Raw genomic sequence first — 18,997 nt, 5'->3', positions numbered from 1 at the left:
TTACATTTACACCTCCGGTAACTGCTTTTTTATTGGCATATGCAAATTACGACCAGAGCCATTGTACTTTCTTCCCTTAAATACGGGGACACGAGCCTTATCGTTAAGGCCTTTACCCGATCCGATGGGGTAAAATCGTATTTGCTGAAAGGGGTTCTGACTTCCAAAAGGGCAAAAATCAAGCCCGCCTATTTTCTTCCATTAATGCAGTTGGAGGTTGTTGCCAATCACAAGAACAAAGGAAATTTGGAAAGTTTACGGGAGGTTAAGGTAGCTGTGCCTTATCAAACCATGCATACGAATATCGTTAAGAATAGTGTTGTGCTTTTTTTGGCGGAGATGTTGGGCAATAGCATTCAGGAACAAGAGCAGGATGAAAGTCTCTTCAATTATTTGGAATACGCTTTTCATTGGATGGATATGCATGCGTTATCACCTAATTTTCATATTATGTTCTTGCTCAATCTTACCAAATATTTGGGCTTTTACCCCGACACTTCCTACAATAATTTGCCGTTTTTTGATCTTTTGGAAGGTAGCTTCACTAAAACACCGTCGCTCAACCCTTTGATACAGAGCGAAAACCTGGATAATTTCAAGAAGTTTTTAGGCATGGATTTTGAGGCATTGTCCACAATACAACTAACTAAATCCAATCGACGAGAACTTTTAAAAACCGTTGTCCAATATTACAAATTGCATGTAGATGGATTTCGGGAGCCAAAGTCGCTCGCAGTACTTAATGCCGTATTTACGTAAAATGCAAAACCTAAAATCAACCTTAACCCTATTCCTTTCGTTTTTTGCGCTTATCACTTATGCCCAAGAGGTAACCGTTTTAGATGCCGATACTGGTGTGCCCATAGACAATATCGCCATATTTAACAAAGATCAATCCAAGAGCACTATAACCAATGTGAACGGAAAAAGTGACCTGGATGCTTTTGCCCGTAACGAAAAAATAACCTTTAAACATATTAGTTACGAGCCTTATACCACAACAAAGGCACAGATCTATCGTCGGGGCAATAGGGTGTACCTACACTTAAAAACAGAAGAATTGGAAGAAGTTGTTATGTCCGTGTCCAAATGGGAACAACAAAAAAAGCACATACCCCAGAAAATAGAAACTATTGATGCACGAAACATTGCTTTTGCCAATCCGCAGACCTCCGCCGATCTATTGCAGAACAGCGGCAAAGTATTTGTGCAAAAAAGCCAATTGGGAGGGGGTAGCCCAATGATCAGGGGTTTTGCGACCAACCGTATTTTATTGTCGGTAGACGGTGTACGTATGAACAACGCCATATTTCGAGGAGGAAACCTTCAGAATGTAATTTCCATAGACCCGTTCTCCATAAAAAAGACAGAGGTGACCTTTGGTCCTGGTTCCGTTATATATGGAAGCGATGCTATTGGCGGCGTAATGAACTTTTACACACAAAAACCACGTTTTTCCTTTGCGGACAGCTTGGTTTTTTCCGGTAAACTGGATTATCGATTTGCATCGGCAAATAATGAAAACACGGCGCATGTGGATATTAATATCGGAAAGCAAGATTGGGCATCCTATACCAGTTTTACCTTTAATCATTTTGATGATCTAAAGATGGGTGAACACGGCCCAGAATCCTATTTACGGAACAATTATGTGGTTCGTGAGAACGGAGAAGATGTATTAATTACCAACAATGATCCCAAAAAACAGGTAGGTTCCGGCTACGATCAGATCAACTTCCTTCAAAAATTTACTTACAGACCCAACAGTACTTGGAACTATGATCTGGGACTGTATTATTCGGAAACTTCCAATTTCCCCCGATATGATAGATTGATAAGACCTGGCCGTGATGGCACTGGGCTTCGTTCTGCGGAATGGTACTATGGTCCACAAAAATGGTTTATGGGAAATTTCCAAATAACCCAAAAAGGAAAAAATAAATTCTACGATGGAATAAAACTCACCACGGCCTATCAATTTTTTGAAGAAAGTAGGCACGACAGGGATTTTCAAGGTCTGGAACTCTATTCAACCGAAGAAAAGGTGGATGCAGTCTCAGTAAATTTAGATTTTGAAAACAAAAAAATAGGAGATCTTCACTTGTACTATGGGGCCGAATATGTTTTCAACAAAGTACATTCCAATGGCAGTATGCGTAATATTGAAACAGAGGCTACGGAAGAAACAGCATCCAGGTATCCCGATGGTTCAACTTGGCAGACCCTGGCTGGTTATGTAAACGGAGAGTACCAGCTAAAACCGAACTTTACTTTATTGTCCGGAGTGCGATATAGTCAGGTATGGGTAGATGCTTCTTTTAGCAACACCCACTATTCCTTTCCTTTTGATGAAGCCGATATTGTAACAGGGGCACTAACGGGAAGTTTGGGACTTAGTTGGTTTCCTAGGTCCGATTGGCAAGTAACTTTAAACGGGTCAACAGGATTTCGCGCGCCCAATATCGACGATATCGGGAAGATATTTGATTCTGAACCTGGTTCCGTAGTGGTTCCCAATCCAGATCTGGAACCGGAGTATGCCTATAATGGCGAATTGGGATTAAGGAAAAACTTCAACGACGTTCTAGTACTAAAAGGAGCAGCGTATTACACCTATCTGGTCGATGCATTGGTAAGAAGGAATTTTACGTTCAATGGCGAGACGGAAATAGAGTACAATGGTGAACCCAGCAATGTTCAGGCTATCCAGAATGCCGCTAAGGCCTATGTGTATGGATTTGAATTTGGGGTGGAAGCTTTTTTTAATGAAAACCTATCGTTGAATTCCAATTTAACATTGACCGAAGGAATCGAAGAAGATGACGATGGAACCGATAGTCCATCGCGACATGCCGCTCCAACTTTCGGGGATGTGCACTTAATATGGCAAAACCAAAAATTAAAAGCGGACATATTTCTAAACTATAATGGGGAGGTAAGTAGTGATGATTTGGCATTGTCGGAACAAAGCAAAACGTATATGTATGCCAGCGACGCCAATGGCAATCCGTATTCCCCCTCTTGGTACACCTTGAACTTTAGGTCGCAATATCAAATCACCAATGCACTAAAGGCCACCATGAGTTTGGAAAACATGACCAATCAACGTTACCGAATGTATTCTTCGGGAATTGCGGCCCCTGGAACCAATTTGGTGTTGGGGATAGGGTATGTGTTTTAAAAAATAAGGCCCGGGAATTCCCGAGCCATACAGCTTTTTGTCTTTTATCCGCAACGTTGCTAAATGCTGTCTATCGCTTTTTTGGCGGCTTCTTTCATTTCATCACCGGCCTTTTTTGCGGCATCCATGGTTTCTTCACCTGCTTTTTTGAGACTGTCCATTGCTTTTTCGCCCATTTCTTTGGCTTCTTCTCCAGCATCTTTCATGGCGTCGGCTGCATCATCGGCGGCCTTTTTTAGGTCATCGCCTGCGTCTTCCAATGTTTCTGCAGCTTCTTCGGTCGCCTCTTTGGCTTTGTCCTTTGTTTCTCTGCACGATGTTAATGTTGTTAAGGATAAAGTCAACACCATCGCAGTCAATACTACTTTTTTCATAATTAAAATGGTTAAGTGTTAATTAAGGTTTTAAGATAGAAAATTTAATGGAAAAAGAAGCCTGTTGGCATATCATATTTAGGGTAAGGGGATTATGTGCATTCTAATATTAAATTGCAAGGCGTAATTCCATCTAAATTCATAATTTTGCAAACTTGAATTCTACTAGAAGAAGAAGTATATGAAGTTTGCGGAATATAAAGGGCTGGATTTACCGAAAGTATCTGAAGAAATTCTAAGCTTTTGGAAAGACCAACAGATTTTTGAAAAGAGCGTTTCCACCAGGGAAGGCAAGGAGAGCTATGTGTTTTTTGAAGGACCGCCCTCTGCAAACGGAATGCCGGGAATCCACCATGTAATGGCGCGTACCATCAAGGACATATTCCCAAGGTACAAGACCATGAAAGGTTTTCAGGTGAAAAGAAAGGCCGGATGGGACACCCATGGTCTGCCCGTGGAAATTGGTGTGGAAAAAGAACTGGGTATTACCAAAGAGGATATAGGGAAAAAAATATCGGTCGAGGAGTACAACGCAGCCTGTAAAAAAGCAGTGATGCGATATACGGATGTTTGGAACGAAATGACCGAAAAAGTGGGCTATTGGGTAGATATGGACGACCCGTACATAACCTACAAGCCCAAATACATGGAATCTGTTTGGTGGCTGCTTAAACAGATTTACGATAAAGGCCTTATATATAAAGGCTATACCATACAACCCTATTCGCCAAAGGCGGGCACAGGTTTAAGCTCCCATGAGCTTAACCAGCCGGGAACCTATCAAGATGTGACCGATACCACGGTCACGGCCCAATTTAAAGCAAAACAAGATTCACTTCCCGCTTTTTTAAAAAAGGTCGAGGGAGATATTCACTTTTTGGCATGGACGACCACGCCTTGGACGCTCCCATCGAACACGGCTCTGACCGTAGGTCCAAAGATTGAGTATGCATTGGTTAAATCTTACAATCAATACACATTCGAGCCTATTAATGTTGTGGTGGCCAAAAACCTGGTGGACTACAATTTTTCAGGAAAGTTTTTTAAAGTAGAAACCGAGGAGGAATTAAAATCTTTCGGCGAAGGAGACAAAAAGATTCCATTTTTGATAGGAGGATCATTTGTAGGTAAAGATTTGGTAGGCATACAGTACGAGCAATTAATCGATTATGTGCAGCCTTACCAAGATCCCGAGAATGCCTTCCGAGTAATTGCTGGTGATTTTGTAACCACCGAAGATGGTACCGGAATTGTACATACGGCGCCCACCTTTGGTGCGGACGATGCCCTGGTGGCCAAGCAAGCCACTCCGGAGATACCTCCCATGCTGGTTTTGGATGAGAATGATAACCCGGTGCCTTTGGTAGACCTACAGGGGAAGTTTAGACCCGAACTCAAAGAATTTGGCGGCAAGTATGTAAAGAACGAATATTACGATGAGGGTGAAGCACCCGAAAAATCGGTCGATGTCGAGATTGCCATCAAACTTAAAATAGAGAACAAGGCATTTAAGGTCGAGAAATATGTACACAGTTACCCAAATTGCTGGCGAACGGATAAGCCTATCTTGTATTATCCATTAAACTCTTGGTTCATCAAAGTTACCGATGTAAAGGAACGTATGTTCGACCTGAACCAATCCATAAATTGGAAGCCAAAATCTACAGGAGAAGGCCGTTTTGGGAACTGGTTGGCCAATGCAAACGATTGGAACCTGTCCCGATCAAGGTATTGGGGAATACCTTTGCCTATTTGGCGGACCGAAGATGGGAAGGAAGAAATTATCATTGGTTCCGTGGAAGAGCTTAAATCGGAAATGGCCAAGGCTGTTGAAGCTGGAGTGATGGACAAAGACGTTTTCGAAGATTTTGTAGTGGGCGACATGACCGAGGAAAACTATGACAAGATCGATCTGCACAAAAACATTGTGGATGGTATTACTTTGGTATCACCATCTGGGCAACCCATGAAACGCGAATCGGATTTGATCGATGTTTGGTTCGATAGTGGCTCCATGCCCTATGCGCAATGGCATTATCCTTTCGAAAACAAAGAACTAATAGATGATGGTGTTGCATTTCCGGCCAACTTTATAGCCGAAGGTGTGGACCAAACGCGAGGATGGTTCTATACATTGCATGCCATTGCTACCATGGTTTTTGATAGCATAGCCTATAAAAATGTGGTTTCCAACGGACTTGTACTTGACAAGGAAGGCAAAAAAATGTCCAAAAGGTTAGGAAATGCCGTAGATCCGTTCGAGGTATTGCCAGAACACGGCCCAGATGCTACCCGTTGGTACATGATTTCCAATGCAAACCCTTGGGATAACCTAAAATTTGATATTGAAGGCGTAGTTGAGGTAAAACGAAAGTTCTTCGGAACACTCTACAACACCTATTCCTTTATGGCACTTTATGCCAATATAGACGAGTTTGATTATTCCGAGACCGATATTCCATTGACTGAAAGACCTGAAATCGACCAATGGATCTTATCCGAACTCCATACCTTGATCAAAAATGTGGACGAGGCTTACGAAGACTACGAAGCTACCCGTGCAGCTAGGATGATCTCGGATTATGTACAGGAAAATTTGAGTAACTGGTATGTGCGGTTGAGCAGGAGACGTTTCTGGAAAGGTGATTATCAAAAAGATAAGATTTCGGCCTATCAAACACTGTACACTTGTTTGTCCACCGTGGCTAAATTATCCGCACCGATTGCCCCGTTCTTTATGGATCAATTGTACCGGGATTTGGATGCCACTACGCAAAAAGAAGGTTTTGAAAGTGTGCATTTGGCGGATTTTCCGGTTTTTGATGCCAATATGGTAAACAAGGATTTGGAACGTAAAATGCAATTGGCACAGAAGATATCTTCTTTGGTGCTCTCAATCCGTCAAAAAGAAAAAATAAAAGTACGTCAGCCGCTTCAAAAAATAATGATACCGGTTTTGGATGATGAACAACGAAGCGATATCGAAGCAGTTTCGAATTTGGTAAAATCCGAAGTAAATGTAAAGGAGATCGAAATGCTGGATGATGCCTCAGGGGTATTGGTAAAACAAATTAAGCCGAACTTTAAGGTGTTGGGTCCAAAATTCGGCAAGGACATGAAGGCCATTGCAGCAGAAGTATCAAAATTGGGTCAAGAGGATATTCAAAAATTTGAACGCGAAGGAGAAATATTGCTGCTATTGGAAAATAAAACCGTTAATTTACAGTTAACCGATGTAGAGATCAGTTCCCAAGATATCGAAGGTTGGTTGGTAGCCAGCTCAGGTCCTTTGACCGTAGCCCTGGATGTAACGATAGACGATACCTTAAGAAAAGAGGGCATTGCAAGGGAACTTGTTAACCGAATCCAGAACTTGCGCAAGGAGTCCGGATTCGAGGTAACCGATAAAATTGATATTAAAATATTGAAGGACGGCCTGGTGGAAAATGCAGTTTCCAGTAACGAAGAATACATCAAAACGGAAACACTGACCGCCGAGCTCAACTTTGAAGAGAAACTTGAAGAAGGTGTAGCGATCACCTTTGATGAAGTGAACACAAAATTGTTTATTCAAAAACATTAAGAAAATGGCAGAAGATTCTAAAGTAAGATACTCCGACAAAGACCTTGCAGAATTCAGAACCTTGATCGAGGAAAAAATAGAAAAGGCCAAAAACCACTTGGAGCTGTTAAAAAGCTCTTACATGAACGATGGTAACAATGGCACGGACGATACCTCGCCAACGTTCAAGGCTTTCGAAGAAGGTTCGGAGACCATGAGCAAAGAGGCGAATACACAACTGGCCATACGTCAGGAAAAATTTATCCGCGACCTTAAAAACGCCTTACTTCGTATAGAGAACAAAACATACGGAATTTGCCGAGTTACCGGAAAGCTTATCAATAAAGAGCGATTAAAGCTTGTGCCCCATGCAACATTGAGTATTGAGGCGAAAAACATGCAAAAATAATTAAAACGCCTTAGGGCGTTTTTTCTTTATGAGGGCGTTGTTGTTTTTGTCGGTATTTTTTGCACTCGTGCACGTACATGGGCAAAAACTGGTTAGAAAAGCTTTTATTGGCCCTAGAACAGAAACCATCCAGATCGATTCGCGGTATTGTTATAGAATTGATCTGCAGACCACAACCTCCAACGAGGTAGAGGTCTCCGCCAGTATGGAGGGCGAATATGCCAAGGATTTATTGATCTCTATCAAAGAAAACGGAACCACGGTAATGATCGGTGCCGATTTTCAGCCACTTTTTGTAGATCCGAATGATAAGCTTAGTGCGCATAAAGTGGTTTCCATTGCTTTGCAAGTACGCGTGCCCGAGTATAAGAATGTTGCGGTTTATGGAACCAATACCAATGTGTATTCCAGCGGCAAATACGAAAACTTGGATATAACCTTGTCCGATGGTCGTTGTACGTTGCAGGATGTTTCGGAGTCCGTCACCGTAACTACACAAAAAGGCGATATATTGCTGGCAACACCAAAGGGCGAAATAGTTGCGGAGAGCACTTATGGGAAAGTAAATGGTGAGTCCATACCCTTTGGACATAATCTATTTGTTCTTAAGACCATAGAAGGGGACATCTTCCTTACAAAAACAAAATAATATCCATATTTTTGCAATCCTTTATTAAAAGTATGAGTTTAAAAAAGTCCCTTATCATCATTCTCTTGATTCTGCTCGTGGATCAAATAAGTAAAATCTTCATTAAAACAAGTTTTGTGCTTGGTGAATCACATGAGGTGTTCAGTTGGTTCAAAATTCTATTTATAGAAAATGAAGGAGCTGCATGGGGAACCAAATTGAGCGATCTTTTACCAATTTCGGAGCCTACCGGAAAATTGGTGTTGACCATTTTCAGGATTTTTGCGGTTTTGGGAATCGGATATTGGCTTTGGGACATAATTAAAAAACAATCGCCAAGAACATTGGTGTTGGCAGTTTCCTTGATTTTTGCCGGAGCTGTAGGTAATATAATAGACTCGGTTTTCTACGGGATAATATTTGATCACAGCAATGGGCAGGTGGCCACACTTTTTACAAATGAGCCCTACGGGAGCCTGTTTCATGGTAAAGTGGTGGATATGCTTTATTTTCCTTTAGTGGATACAACCTGGCCTAGTTGGGTTCCTTCTTGGGGAGGTCAACGTTTTCGTTTTTTTGAACCCGTTTTTAATATAGCGGATACTGCGATAAGTACAGGAGTAGGTATTTTAATAGTGTTCAACAAAAAAGCCTTTCCGAAAAACGATGAGGCCAACGAGGTAAAGGAAGATTTGGGCAATTAAAATTTGTAGATCTTTTCCGGGGTTACACAATAATCCAATTTCACATCATTCGTGTTGATATCCGAAATAGGCTCCGTTTCCGGTCCAAAAAAGGAAAGGCCGATTTTTACGGTTTCTTTTCTGCACTTGTTCAAAAAGCCATCGTAATATCCTTTGCCATACCCCACTCTGTTTCCTGTAGTGTCAAATGCCAATAAAGGAACAAACACCACATCAATTTTGTTTTCCGGAATCTCTATGCCATCAATTGGCTCTGGAACACCGTAAGGGCTTTTTTTTATCGTTATGCTATCTGTGAGCAGATAATTCTCCATGGAGTTTGGGCCTGCAACTTTGGGAACAACAATATTTTTGTCCTTGCCCTGTAGCAAGGTAATCAAGGGAAGAGTGTCCACTTCGACTTTATCCTCCATACTCAGAAAAGTATGGTAATAAAAAAAATCCCAAATCGGGATTTGTAGTAATTCGTTTGCTAAAATCAAACTAAAATCGGAGGCTTGTGCCGGGGATAATCCCATCCTCAGATTTTTATATTTTTTTCTTAGTTCACGTTTCAACATTTACTGTTGAAGATTAAGGGGTTATTTGGGGGTACTATAAAAAAATTACTCTCCCTTTGTTGCAACGGAGAAAAAGATTTTGAAGAACAGCATCAAAATCAAGTACATTCCCAAAACAATGATATAGTTTTCCATTGGATTGTTTTTATACCGTTAAATGTAAGTAAAACAATTGAAAAATATACCATGAACTGCACATTTTATCGGTGAAATACACAATATTTAGCAACTGTTTAACAAATTGGACTGGTTTGTTAACATGGAACTGGGGTTTTTCCATAGTTTATTTGCGGAAAAACCCCAATCTATTGATCCTTCGCAAATTGTTACCAAATTTAATTCCGATTTAGATTTGTATCATTTGTGCATTGAGATACCTTAGGGGTCGATCCAAATAAGGAATTGATCAAGTTTAACAATAAACCCCATTTATAAAATATAACTTTGTTGTAAATCCTTTGAGGTCCATTTTTTAAGCTTTTATGTCCAGATCAGCATCATTAAAAGTACAGTTGAGTGCACTCCCTGACAATCCCGGAGTGTATCAATTTTATGATACAGATGGTAAAATACTCTATGTGGGCAAGGCCAAGAACCTTAAGAAGAGGGTTTCTTCATATTTCAATAAAAAGCAGGAGTATGGAAAAACCAGGGTGCTTGTCAAGAAAATAGACTCCATAAAACATATTGTAGTCCCTACGGAGTCGGACGCACTTTTGTTGGAAAACAATTTGATCAAAAAATTAAGGCCCCGTTACAACGTGCTGCTCAAGGATGATAAATCCTACCCGTGGATCTGTATTAAGAACGAGCGTTTTCCCAGGGTTTTTTCTACAAGAAAGCTGATCAAGGACGGGTCCGAATATTTTGGGCCTTACACCAGCATGAAAACAGTTAGGACGTTGTTGGATTTGGTAAAGGGCCTTTACCCTTTAAGGACATGTAATTATGACCTTTCCGAAGAAAAGATAAGATCCGGAAAATATAAGGTGTGCTTGGATTACCACTTGGGAAATTGCTTGGGACCTTGTGAAGGGCTGCAGAGCGAAAAAGAATACCTAAACCAAATCGAGGATATTAGGCAGATTATCAAAGGAAACCTAAAAAGCTCCATACAGACATTTCGGCAACAAATGACCGACTATGCCGAGCAAATGGAATTTGAAAAGGCACAACGGGTCAAAGATAAAATCGAAGTACTCGAGAATTATCAGGCAAAATCTACAGTGGTGAACCCGAAAATAAACAATGTAGATGTGTTCACCATTATTTCTGATGAGACCCATGGTTATGTCAATTTTTTGCAATTATCACATGGTGCCATAATCCGGTCCCATACCATGGAGATTAGAAAGAAACTGGAAGAATCCGATGAGGAGTTGCTGCAATTGGCCATTACCGAGATTCGACAACGGTTCAGTTCAAGATCAAAAGAAATTTATCTTCCATTTGCCGTTGCTGTTGATGATGATTTAAAGGTAACTCTGCCCAAATTAGGGGATAAGCGTAGGATATTGGATCTATCGGAACGGAACGCCCGTTTTTATCGACAGGATAAATTGAAGCAAATTAAAATAACCGATCCAGATCGCCATACCAAACGGATCATGGCCCAAATGAAGACAGATCTTCGCCTATCGGAAGAACCTCGACATATTGAATGTTTTGACAATTCCAATATTCAAGGCAGTAACCCTGTGGCGGCATGTGTGGTTTTTAAAGATGGTAAGCCCTCTAAAAAAGATTATCGCCATTTTAACATAAAAACGGTAGAGGGCCCCGACGATTTTGCCAGTATGGAAGAGGTTGTCCATAGGAGATACAAACGATTGCTTAGCGAAGAAGAGCCCCTGCCACAGCTAATTGTGATAGATGGGGGGAAAGGGCAATTGTCCTCGGCATTAAAAAGTCTGGAAGTATTGGGCCTGAGAGGAAAAATTGCCATAGTGGGCATTGCAAAACGCTTGGAGGAGATCTATTTTCCAGACGACCCCGTCCCGCTCTATTTGGACAAAAGATCGGAATCCCTAAAAATTATCCAGCAGCTCAGGAACGAGGCACATCGTTTTGGAATTACCCACCATAGAAACAAAAGAAGCAAGGGCGCCATTAACTCCGAGTTGGTGAACATTGAGGGGATTGGGGAAAAAACGGCTCAACAATTATTAAAAAGCTTTAAATCGGTAAAACGCATCAAGGAAGCCTCGCTCGAAAATTTAACTGCTTCCGTGGGGGCATCAAAAGCAAAAAAAATCTTTAAAACCTTTCATAAATAGCCATGCATAAAAAAGGTCTCATCATTACAATAGTATTTGCCATGGTCGGTTTATGTGCCATGGCCCAAAGCGCCAAGGACAATACACCGCCCAAGGTGGGGCTTGTGCTAAGTGGTGGTGGTGCAAAGGGTTTGGCACATATCGGTACACTAAAAGTTTTAGAAGAAGCGGGAGTACAAATCGATTATATCGGAGGAACAAGCATGGGCGCCATTGTTGGTGCACTATATGCCTCGGGCTATTCCGCACATCAACTGGACTCCATTTTTAAGAGTACCGATTTTACAGATCTTATACAGGACAATGTACCTCGTGGCGCCAAAACTTTTTACGAAAAAGAAGATTCGGAACGGTATGCGCTTTCGTTGCCGTTTGAGAATTTTAAAGTATCGTTTCCACAGGCAATTTCGGGTGGACAGAACATCTACAATCTTCTGGTGCAGTTGCTTTTTCATGTAAAGGACGTTCAAGACTTTGGAAAATTGCCAATCCCATTTTTGTGTGTGGCCACCAATGTGGAAACTGGAGAGGAGATTTTGCTGGACAAAGGGTATTTGCCCGAGGCCATTGTGGCCAGCGGAACGTTTCCTTCTTTGTTTGAGCCGGCCGAGATAGAGGGGCAAATTTTAATTGACGGAGGCGTGGTAAACAACTATCCTATTGATCATGTAAAAGCAATGGGGGCCGACATCATCATCGGAGTAGATGTTCAACACGACTTGGCCACGCGAGAATCACTTTCTTCCGCTACGGAAATTTTATTGCAGATCAACAATTATCGTACGGTGAACGACATGAAATCAAAATCCAAGAAAACCGACATTTATATTAGGCCCGATATAGATGAGTTTTCCGTAATCGATTTTGAAAGGGGCAGGGAGATCATAGACAATGGCGAAATATCGGCACGAGCCAAAATGGACCAGTTTGTGCAGATTGCAGAGGCCCAAAAAAGTGAACCCAAACCAAAAAAGAACATTAAGTTGATGGATAGCCTTACCATTAATAGGATGATCATAGAGGGGAACGATAGGTATACCCGTGGTTATATAAAAGGAAAACTAAGGTTCAACTTATCGGAAAAGATTGCTTTTGAAGATTTAAAGCAAGGGATAAACAATCTTTCTGCTACGGGTAACTTTAAGGCCATTCGGTACGACCTTGTTTCAAATGGGTTGGGCACCGACTTGATTTTAAAACTTAAGGAAGAGCCAACTAAAATGTTCATCAAAATGTCTGCACATTACGATGACCTGTACAAAAGTGCCGCCCTGATCAACCTGACCAAGAAAAACTTTTTGATGAAAGACGATGTGGCATCCTTCGATTTTATTTTGGGGGACCATATCCGGTACAATATGCAGTATTACTTGGATAAAGGCTACTATTGGAGTTTTGGGGTAAATTCCAGACTCACCGATTTTGATGCAGATATCGACTTTTCCCTGATTCGGGGCAATTTTAATGTTCCGGACGACCCCAATATCCAACGGATCAATGTAGATGTGACAGATCTAACCAACCAGGTATATTTGCAAACAGTTCTACAGGAGGAATTTGCCTTTGTGATCGGGGCGGAACATAAATTTATAAATTATAGTACACGCACACTGAACCAAGTGGACCCTGAGGGGGAAGAAGGATCCCAATCTGCCAATAGAAGGAGCAATTTTGAGAATTCCAATTATTTTAGTGCTTATTCCCAGATTAAATTGGATACTTACGACGATAAATATTTCCCGACCAAGGGACTTTTGTTCGATGGGGATTTTCATTTTTATGCCTTTTCTTCCGATTACAACAAAAATTTTAAAGAATTTGCGGTCGCCAAGGCTAAATTGGGCGGGGTGTTTTCATTGTTCCATAATCTTAGCCTAAACTTGGAGACCGAGGGGGGTGTAAAACTGGGAACATCCTCTGTAGCTACTTTTGATTTTATCCTTGGAGGTTTCGGGAATAATTTTGTAAACAATTTTACACCATTTTTCGGATACGATTTTCTCAGCATACCGGGTAATAGTTATGTAAAGAGCTATGGCCGATTGGACTATAGGTTCGCGCCAAAACAACATATGTTGTTTTCCGCGAACATTGCCAATGTGGCCGATGACCTTTTTAGGACCGGAGATTGGTTCGAGGAGCCCAATTTTATCGGTTTTGGACTGGGTTATGGCTTTGAGTCTTTTCTTGGTCCGATCCAATTATATTATTCGTGGTCGCCCGAAGTGGATAACGGTAATTTTTTTGTGAGCGTGGGCTATTGGTTTTGATTGCAACCCTTGTATAAAATGTTGGGCAATCTTAAAAAATTGTCAAAAACAAGAACAAAAACAACCAATTCTTAGCGACTTTAGTTAAAGTCCGTTAAAAACACTTTTTCCTACAAAATGCTGCCGTATCTTTACACCCACATAAGGGGTGGTTCCCTTATAACTTTAAGTATTGGTTTTTCATAATTTAAAGTTTGGTTGGTTATTTAGGAAAAGCCCAGTCTCGAGACTGGGCTTTTTTTGTTATACTATTTTGGAATAAGTTTTGTTTAAGTATATGTAAAACAGCATAACCCCTAAAGCTATTTTACTAATTTTATATCAATTAATTGTTTATGAAAAAGATACTGATGCCCTTACTATTGCTCATAATGGCAATATCGGCAAATGGGCAAGAACCCAGGCCAGCTTTTAAACCAGGGGAATGGCTCAAGTTTAGGATACACTACGGGTTCCTGAATGCGAGTTATGCAACAATGCACCTAACTACCAATACGTTGAACGGGGTTCCTGTGTACCACGTGGTCGGCCGGGGAAAAACAACGGGTTTTGCCAGTATATTTTTTAAGGTGGACGACACCTACGAAAGCTATTTTGATATTGATCATGGGAAACCCTACAAGTTTATCCGTAAGATTGATGAAGGTGGCTATACCAAGGATATCGAGATCGATTTTGATTACAAGGAGGACAAGGCCGTACTCAAAGACAATAAGAACGGCACTAAAATGAATATTCCCATCCATGATCAAATACAGGATTTGATATCTGCCTCATATTTTTTAAGGAGCAATTACAATTTGGAAGAATTCGAGGTCGGGGATGCCATAAACCTGGATATGTTGTTTGATGATGATGGGGTGTTCAAGTTTCAATTAAAATATTTGGGAAAAGAAATACTCAGAACCAAGTTTGGAAAGGTGGAATGTCTTAAATTTAGGCCATTGGTTCAGTCCGGACGTGTTTTTAAAGAAAAAGAGAGTCTTACTCTTTGGGTATCAAACGATTGGAACAAAATTCCTATCAGGATCAAGGCGGATTTGGCCGTAGGCTCGCTCAAAGCGGATTTGGATGGCTACAACGGTTTAAAGAACCAGTTTAAAATAATAATGAAATAGTAGTAGGCATTAATGGACAAGAATGCAAAAATCGCTTCCCAGATAAACAAGCTAGAAGAAAAGTTCAAAAATTCGGGCCAAGACCTGAGTTCGTACTTGGACGGCCTGCTCTATCAAAAATACCTCACCTATTGGGATTACATTCATTTGGACACCCTGCTCAGTCTACAGGTGCCCAGAACGCATTTTCCCGACGAGGAAATCTTCATTATGTACCACCAGATCACGGAACTTTATTTTAAACTTATTCTTCATGAGCAAAAGCAAATTGTAGAGGACAGGTCACAGGATGTACTTTTTTTTACCGAAAAGGCACGGCGAATAAACAGTTATTTCAAAGCACTCATCTCTTCATTCAGTATAATGATCAAAGGGATGGAGCGGGAGCAGTTCCTAAGATATCGGATGGCCTTGTTGCCAGCAAGTGGATTTCAGTCCGCACAGTATAGGATGATAGAGTTTTACGCCACACCATTGGAAAATTTGGTACATTCCACGCAAAGGGACACATTCTCATCAGAAAATACCATTGAAGAATTGTTTGAGCAGGTATACTGGAAAAAAGGGGCCACCGATTTGGCCACTGGGGAGAAAACACTCACCCTAAAACAGTTTGAGGTGCGATATACCCCACGACTTTTACGAATTGCCAACGCGGTAAAGAACAGTACTATTTATCATAAATATCTGCAATTGCCCGAGGTATCGCGGAACAATGAAGAATTGATCTCTGCGTTAAAGGAGTTGGATATGAACGCCAACGTTAATTGGCCGTTAATGCACATGGGCTCGGCACATAGATATTTGGCCAAGGAAGGCAAGGATGTAGAGGCCACGGGAGGGACAAATTGGAAAGAGTATTTGCCCCCTAGTTTTCAGAAAATAATATTTTTCCCAACTTTGTACTCAGATTATGAACTGGATACGTGGGGTAAACAATGGGTAGATCATATTTTTAACCCAGCAAACGTAGAATACAAGGAATAGAAATGCATAGAATTATTGGGGCAATGTTGACACTTATGGTTGTATTGGTGTCATGCAAAGAAACAAGAGAACCATTGGAAGAGGTGGCAACGGTTGAAACTATTGTGAAACCACCGGTCTTGCATTATGGTTTTGATCTTAAAGAATTTAAAGTAGTCCACGACACCGTTCGCAGAGGGGACAGTTTTGGGGAGCTAATGCTCAAAAACAAAGTGGACTATCCAAAGATTGCCACTATATCAGAAAATTTTAGGGACACCTTCGACGTGCGCAAAATACAGGTTGGTAAACCCTACGTTATCTTAAAATCGAAAGATACTTCGGAAGTGGCCGAAGTTTTTATATATCAGAACGATAAGATCAATTATACTGTTGTAGACCTTCGGGATACGGCTGTGGCCTACAAGAACAAAAAGGAGGTGACCTTAAGGGAAAGAGAGGTAGGTGGAGTTATAACCAGTAGTTTATCGGAAGCTATGGACAACTTGGGTGTAGATTACGGTGTTACCATCGGTCTATCAGAAATTTATGCGTGGACCATTGACTTTTTTAGACTGGAAAAAGGCGATAAATTTAAAGTGATTTTTGATGAACGCTATATCAACGATACGGTTTACGCGGGCCGTGGCCCCATAAAAGCGGCGCTTTTTGAACACAAAGGCCGTGAAGTCTATGCCTTCCCATATGTAGCGGATACGGTAAACAATATTTTGGATTATTACGATCAGGAAGCCAATAACTTAAGAAGCACTTTTTTAAGGGCGCCGATAAAATTTGGATATAGGCTTTCCTCAAGATATAACTTAAAGCGTAGAATCGCTTACTATGGTTATAAAGTTAGGCCACATAAAGGAACAGATTATGCCGCACCGGTAGGTACGCCAATTGTGGCAACTGCCGACGGTACCGTAACGGAATCCACTCGAAGAGGGGGCAACGGAAAATATGTTAAAATAAAGCATAACGGGACCTATAGCACACAATACCTCCACATGAAAGCCCAAAAAGTAAAAAAGGGCGAGTTTGTCCGACAAGGCGATGTTATTGGTTGGGTGGGCATGACCGGTAATACGGGTGGCCCCCATGTTTGTTATCGTTTTTGGAAAAATGGCAGACAGGTGGATCCCTTAAAAGAGAAACTTCCCGCGGCAGAACCCATAGCGGATTCATTGCGTACGGATTATTTGGCACATATTTCACCATTAAAAGAACAATTGGATTGCATAGAATATGCCGATCCATCACCTTTCGAATCTGAAGAAACCCTAATATCATATAACCAGTAATGGCACTACCCACAATCAACCCTACTGCTACCAACGCCTGGAAAAAACTTCAACAGCATTATCAAGAAACCAAAGAAGTACATTTAAGGGAACTGTTTTCGGAAGAAGGACGTGGAAAAAAACTTTCCATTCAATGGAACGATTTTTTGGTGGACTATTCTAAAAATAGGATCTCCGATAAAACCTTGGAGTTGTTGTTGCAACTGGCCGATGAAGTCGGTTTAAAAGATAGTTTAAAAAGTTATTTCCAAGGAGAGCTTATCAACCAGACCGAAGGGCGCGCCGTATTGCATACCGCTTTGCGGGCAAAAAAAGGCGAGGAGATTTATGTTGATGGAGTAAACATTGTAGATGAGGTTTTTGAGGTAAAGGATAAAATAAAATCCTTTTCCGATGCGGTAATTTCCGGTGAACGAAAAGGGCATACAGGTAAACCCTTTACAGATGTTGTTAACATTGGTATTGGAGGTTCGGATTTGGGGCCTGTAATGGTAACCGAGGCACTCAAGTTTTATCAAAACGACCTTAAGATCCATTTTGTAAGTAATGTGGATGGTGATTTGGTGCACGAAGTGTTAAAGGAACTTGATCCAGAGACCACACTATTTGTGATTGTATCCAAATCGTTTACCACTCAAGAAACCTTGAGCAACGCCCTGACCATAAAAAGATGGTTTCTACAAAACGCTAAGGAAAAAGACGTGGCCGATCATTTTGTTGCCGTGTCGACCAATCTAGAAAAGATACAAGAGTTCGGTATTGCCGATGAGAACGTATTTCCCATGTGGGATTGGGTCGGGGGCAGGTTTTCCCTTTGGAGTGCCGTAGGTTTGTCTATTGCCCTTTCCGTGGGTTACGAGAATTTTGAGCAGCTTTTAACTGGGGCCAACGAAATGGATGTTCATTTTAAGGAAACACCGTTCAAGGATAATATCCCCGTTGTGCTGGCACTGATCAGTGTTTGGTACAACAATTTTTATGGTGCGGAGACCGAAGCCGTTATTCCCTACACCCAATATCTTCACCGTTTTTCGGCATACTTGCAGCAAGGGATTATGGAAAGCAACGGAAAAAGTATGGATAGGTCGGGCAATCGGGTAGGTCACGAAACCGGCACCATAATATGGGGAGAACCGGGAACCAACTCACAACATGCTTTTTTCCAACTGATACATCAAGGCACCAAACTGATTCCGACCGATTTTATCGGTTTCAAGAATTCGTTGCACGGTGATGTGGACCATCATAATAAATTAATGGCCAACTTTTTTGCGCAGACCGAAGCTCTAATGAACGGGAAAACATCGGATGAGGTTAAGCAAGAATTGGAGACGCAGGGTCTCTCGGGGGAAAAAGTCCATGAACTGCTTCCTTTTAAAATATTTGAGGGCAATAAACCCACAAATACCATTTTAATAGATAAGCTTACGCCAAAAAGTTTGGGTGCCTTAGTGGCCCTGTACGAACACAAGATATTTGTACAAGGGGTAATTTGGAACATATTCAGTTATGATCAATGGGGTGTTGAATTGGGCAAGCAATTGGCAAAAAATATTTTATCCGACATAGAAAATTCAACAATCGGCAAACACGACAGCTCTACACTGAACCTTTTGCATTATTTTAAGGGGTAGATCGTTAT

At 41.2% G+C, this 18,997-nt stretch carries 14 protein-coding genes; 12 read left to right on the top strand and 2 right to left on the bottom strand.

Translation table 11 applies throughout. The features are described from left to right. Positions 1–39: 39 nt before the first annotated feature. Both recO and MJO53_RS05825 read left to right on the top strand, forming a co-directional pair. Positions 40–759 (top strand): DNA repair protein RecO, encoded by a 720-nt coding sequence (gene recO / locus MJO53_RS05830; RefSeq protein WP_224836169.1) that lies wholly within the window; start codon positions 40–42, stop codon positions 757–759. A 1-nt stretch (position 760) separates the two neighbouring features. Continuing rightward, positions 761–3,181: a TonB-dependent receptor gene (locus tag MJO53_RS05825; RefSeq protein WP_252081223.1), complete on the top strand. Its 2,421-nt coding sequence runs from the start codon at positions 761–763 to the stop codon at positions 3,179–3,181. Positions 3,182–3,240: 59 nt separating this feature from the next. On the opposite strand, the gene MJO53_RS05820 is transcribed toward MJO53_RS05825, so the two are convergent. Beyond that, the gene (locus MJO53_RS05820) at positions 3,241–3,555 is read right to left on the bottom strand and encodes a hypothetical protein (RefSeq protein ID WP_224836170.1); all 315 of its coding nucleotides are present in this window, start codon (positions 3,553–3,555) and stop codon (positions 3,241–3,243) included. Between the two features lie 181 nt (positions 3,556–3,736). Between MJO53_RS05820 and ileS the strand changes: the two genes are divergently transcribed. From ileS to MJO53_RS05800, 4 genes are read left to right on the top strand one after another with little or no spacing between them, the layout of a single operon-like run. Continuing rightward, positions 3,737–7,138 carry an isoleucine--tRNA ligase gene (gene ileS / locus MJO53_RS05815; protein ID WP_252080819.1) on the top strand — a complete coding sequence of 1,134 codons (3,402 nt, stop codon included), beginning with the start codon at positions 3,737–3,739 and terminating at the stop codon, positions 7,136–7,138. Between the two features lie 4 nt (positions 7,139–7,142). After that, positions 7,143–7,526 carry a TraR/DksA family transcriptional regulator gene (locus MJO53_RS05810; protein ID WP_252080818.1) on the top strand — a complete coding sequence of 128 codons (384 nt, stop codon included), beginning with the start codon at positions 7,143–7,145 and terminating at the stop codon, positions 7,524–7,526. A gap of 46 nt (positions 7,527–7,572) precedes the next feature. Beyond that, a complete protein-coding gene (locus MJO53_RS05805; RefSeq protein ID WP_224836172.1) occupies positions 7,573–8,175 on the top strand; it encodes a hypothetical protein in 603 nt (200 codons plus the stop codon). A 32-nt stretch (positions 8,176–8,207) separates the two neighbouring features. After that, complete coding sequence (locus MJO53_RS05800; protein ID WP_252080817.1) at positions 8,208–8,858, top strand: lipoprotein signal peptidase; 651 nt, start codon at positions 8,208–8,210, stop codon at positions 8,856–8,858. On the opposite strand, the gene MJO53_RS05795 is transcribed toward MJO53_RS05800, so the two are convergent. Further along, a complete protein-coding gene (locus MJO53_RS05795; RefSeq protein WP_224836174.1) occupies positions 8,855–9,418 on the bottom strand; it encodes a 5-formyltetrahydrofolate cyclo-ligase in 564 nt (187 codons plus the stop codon). The genes MJO53_RS05800 and MJO53_RS05795 overlap by 4 nt on opposite strands. Before the next feature lie 482 nt (positions 9,419–9,900). Here MJO53_RS05795 and uvrC point away from each other — a divergent pair, with 482 nt between their 5' ends. From uvrC to pgi, 6 genes are all read left to right on the top strand, one after another. Next, a complete protein-coding gene (uvrC, locus tag MJO53_RS05790) occupies positions 9,901–11,694 on the top strand; it encodes an excinuclease ABC subunit UvrC (protein ID WP_252080816.1) in 1,794 nt (597 codons plus the stop codon). A gap of 2 nt (positions 11,695–11,696) precedes the next feature. Beyond that, the gene (locus tag MJO53_RS05785; protein ID WP_252080815.1) at positions 11,697–13,964 is read left to right on the top strand and encodes a patatin-like phospholipase family protein; all 2,268 of its coding nucleotides are present in this window, start codon (positions 11,697–11,699) and stop codon (positions 13,962–13,964) included. A gap of 335 nt (positions 13,965–14,299) precedes the next feature. Continuing rightward, on the top strand, positions 14,300–15,082 hold the full coding sequence (locus tag MJO53_RS05780; protein WP_252080814.1) for a DUF3108 domain-containing protein: 783 nt from the start codon (positions 14,300–14,302) through the stop codon (positions 15,080–15,082). A gap of 12 nt (positions 15,083–15,094) precedes the next feature. Beyond that, the gene (locus tag MJO53_RS05775; protein WP_252080813.1) at positions 15,095–16,069 is read left to right on the top strand and encodes a tryptophan 2,3-dioxygenase family protein; all 975 of its coding nucleotides are present in this window, start codon (positions 15,095–15,097) and stop codon (positions 16,067–16,069) included. 2 nt (positions 16,070–16,071) lie between these two features. Further along, positions 16,072–17,355, top strand: a complete 1,284-nt coding sequence (locus MJO53_RS05770; protein ID WP_252080812.1) for a peptidoglycan DD-metalloendopeptidase family protein — start codon at positions 16,072–16,074, stop codon at positions 17,353–17,355. Next, positions 17,355–18,989, top strand: a complete 1,635-nt coding sequence (gene pgi, locus MJO53_RS05765; protein WP_252080811.1) for a glucose-6-phosphate isomerase — start codon at positions 17,355–17,357, stop codon at positions 18,987–18,989. Before MJO53_RS05770 ends, pgi begins: the two co-directional genes overlap by 1 nt. Positions 18,990–18,997 lie beyond the last annotated feature (8 nt).

Origin of the sequence: Flagellimonas marinaquae, assembly GCF_023716465.1 — a bacterium.
Classification (GTDB): Bacteria; Bacteroidota; Bacteroidia; order Flavobacteriales; family Flavobacteriaceae; genus Flagellimonas; species Flagellimonas alginolytica.
This window is presented reverse-complemented; position numbering and strand designations above follow the sequence as displayed.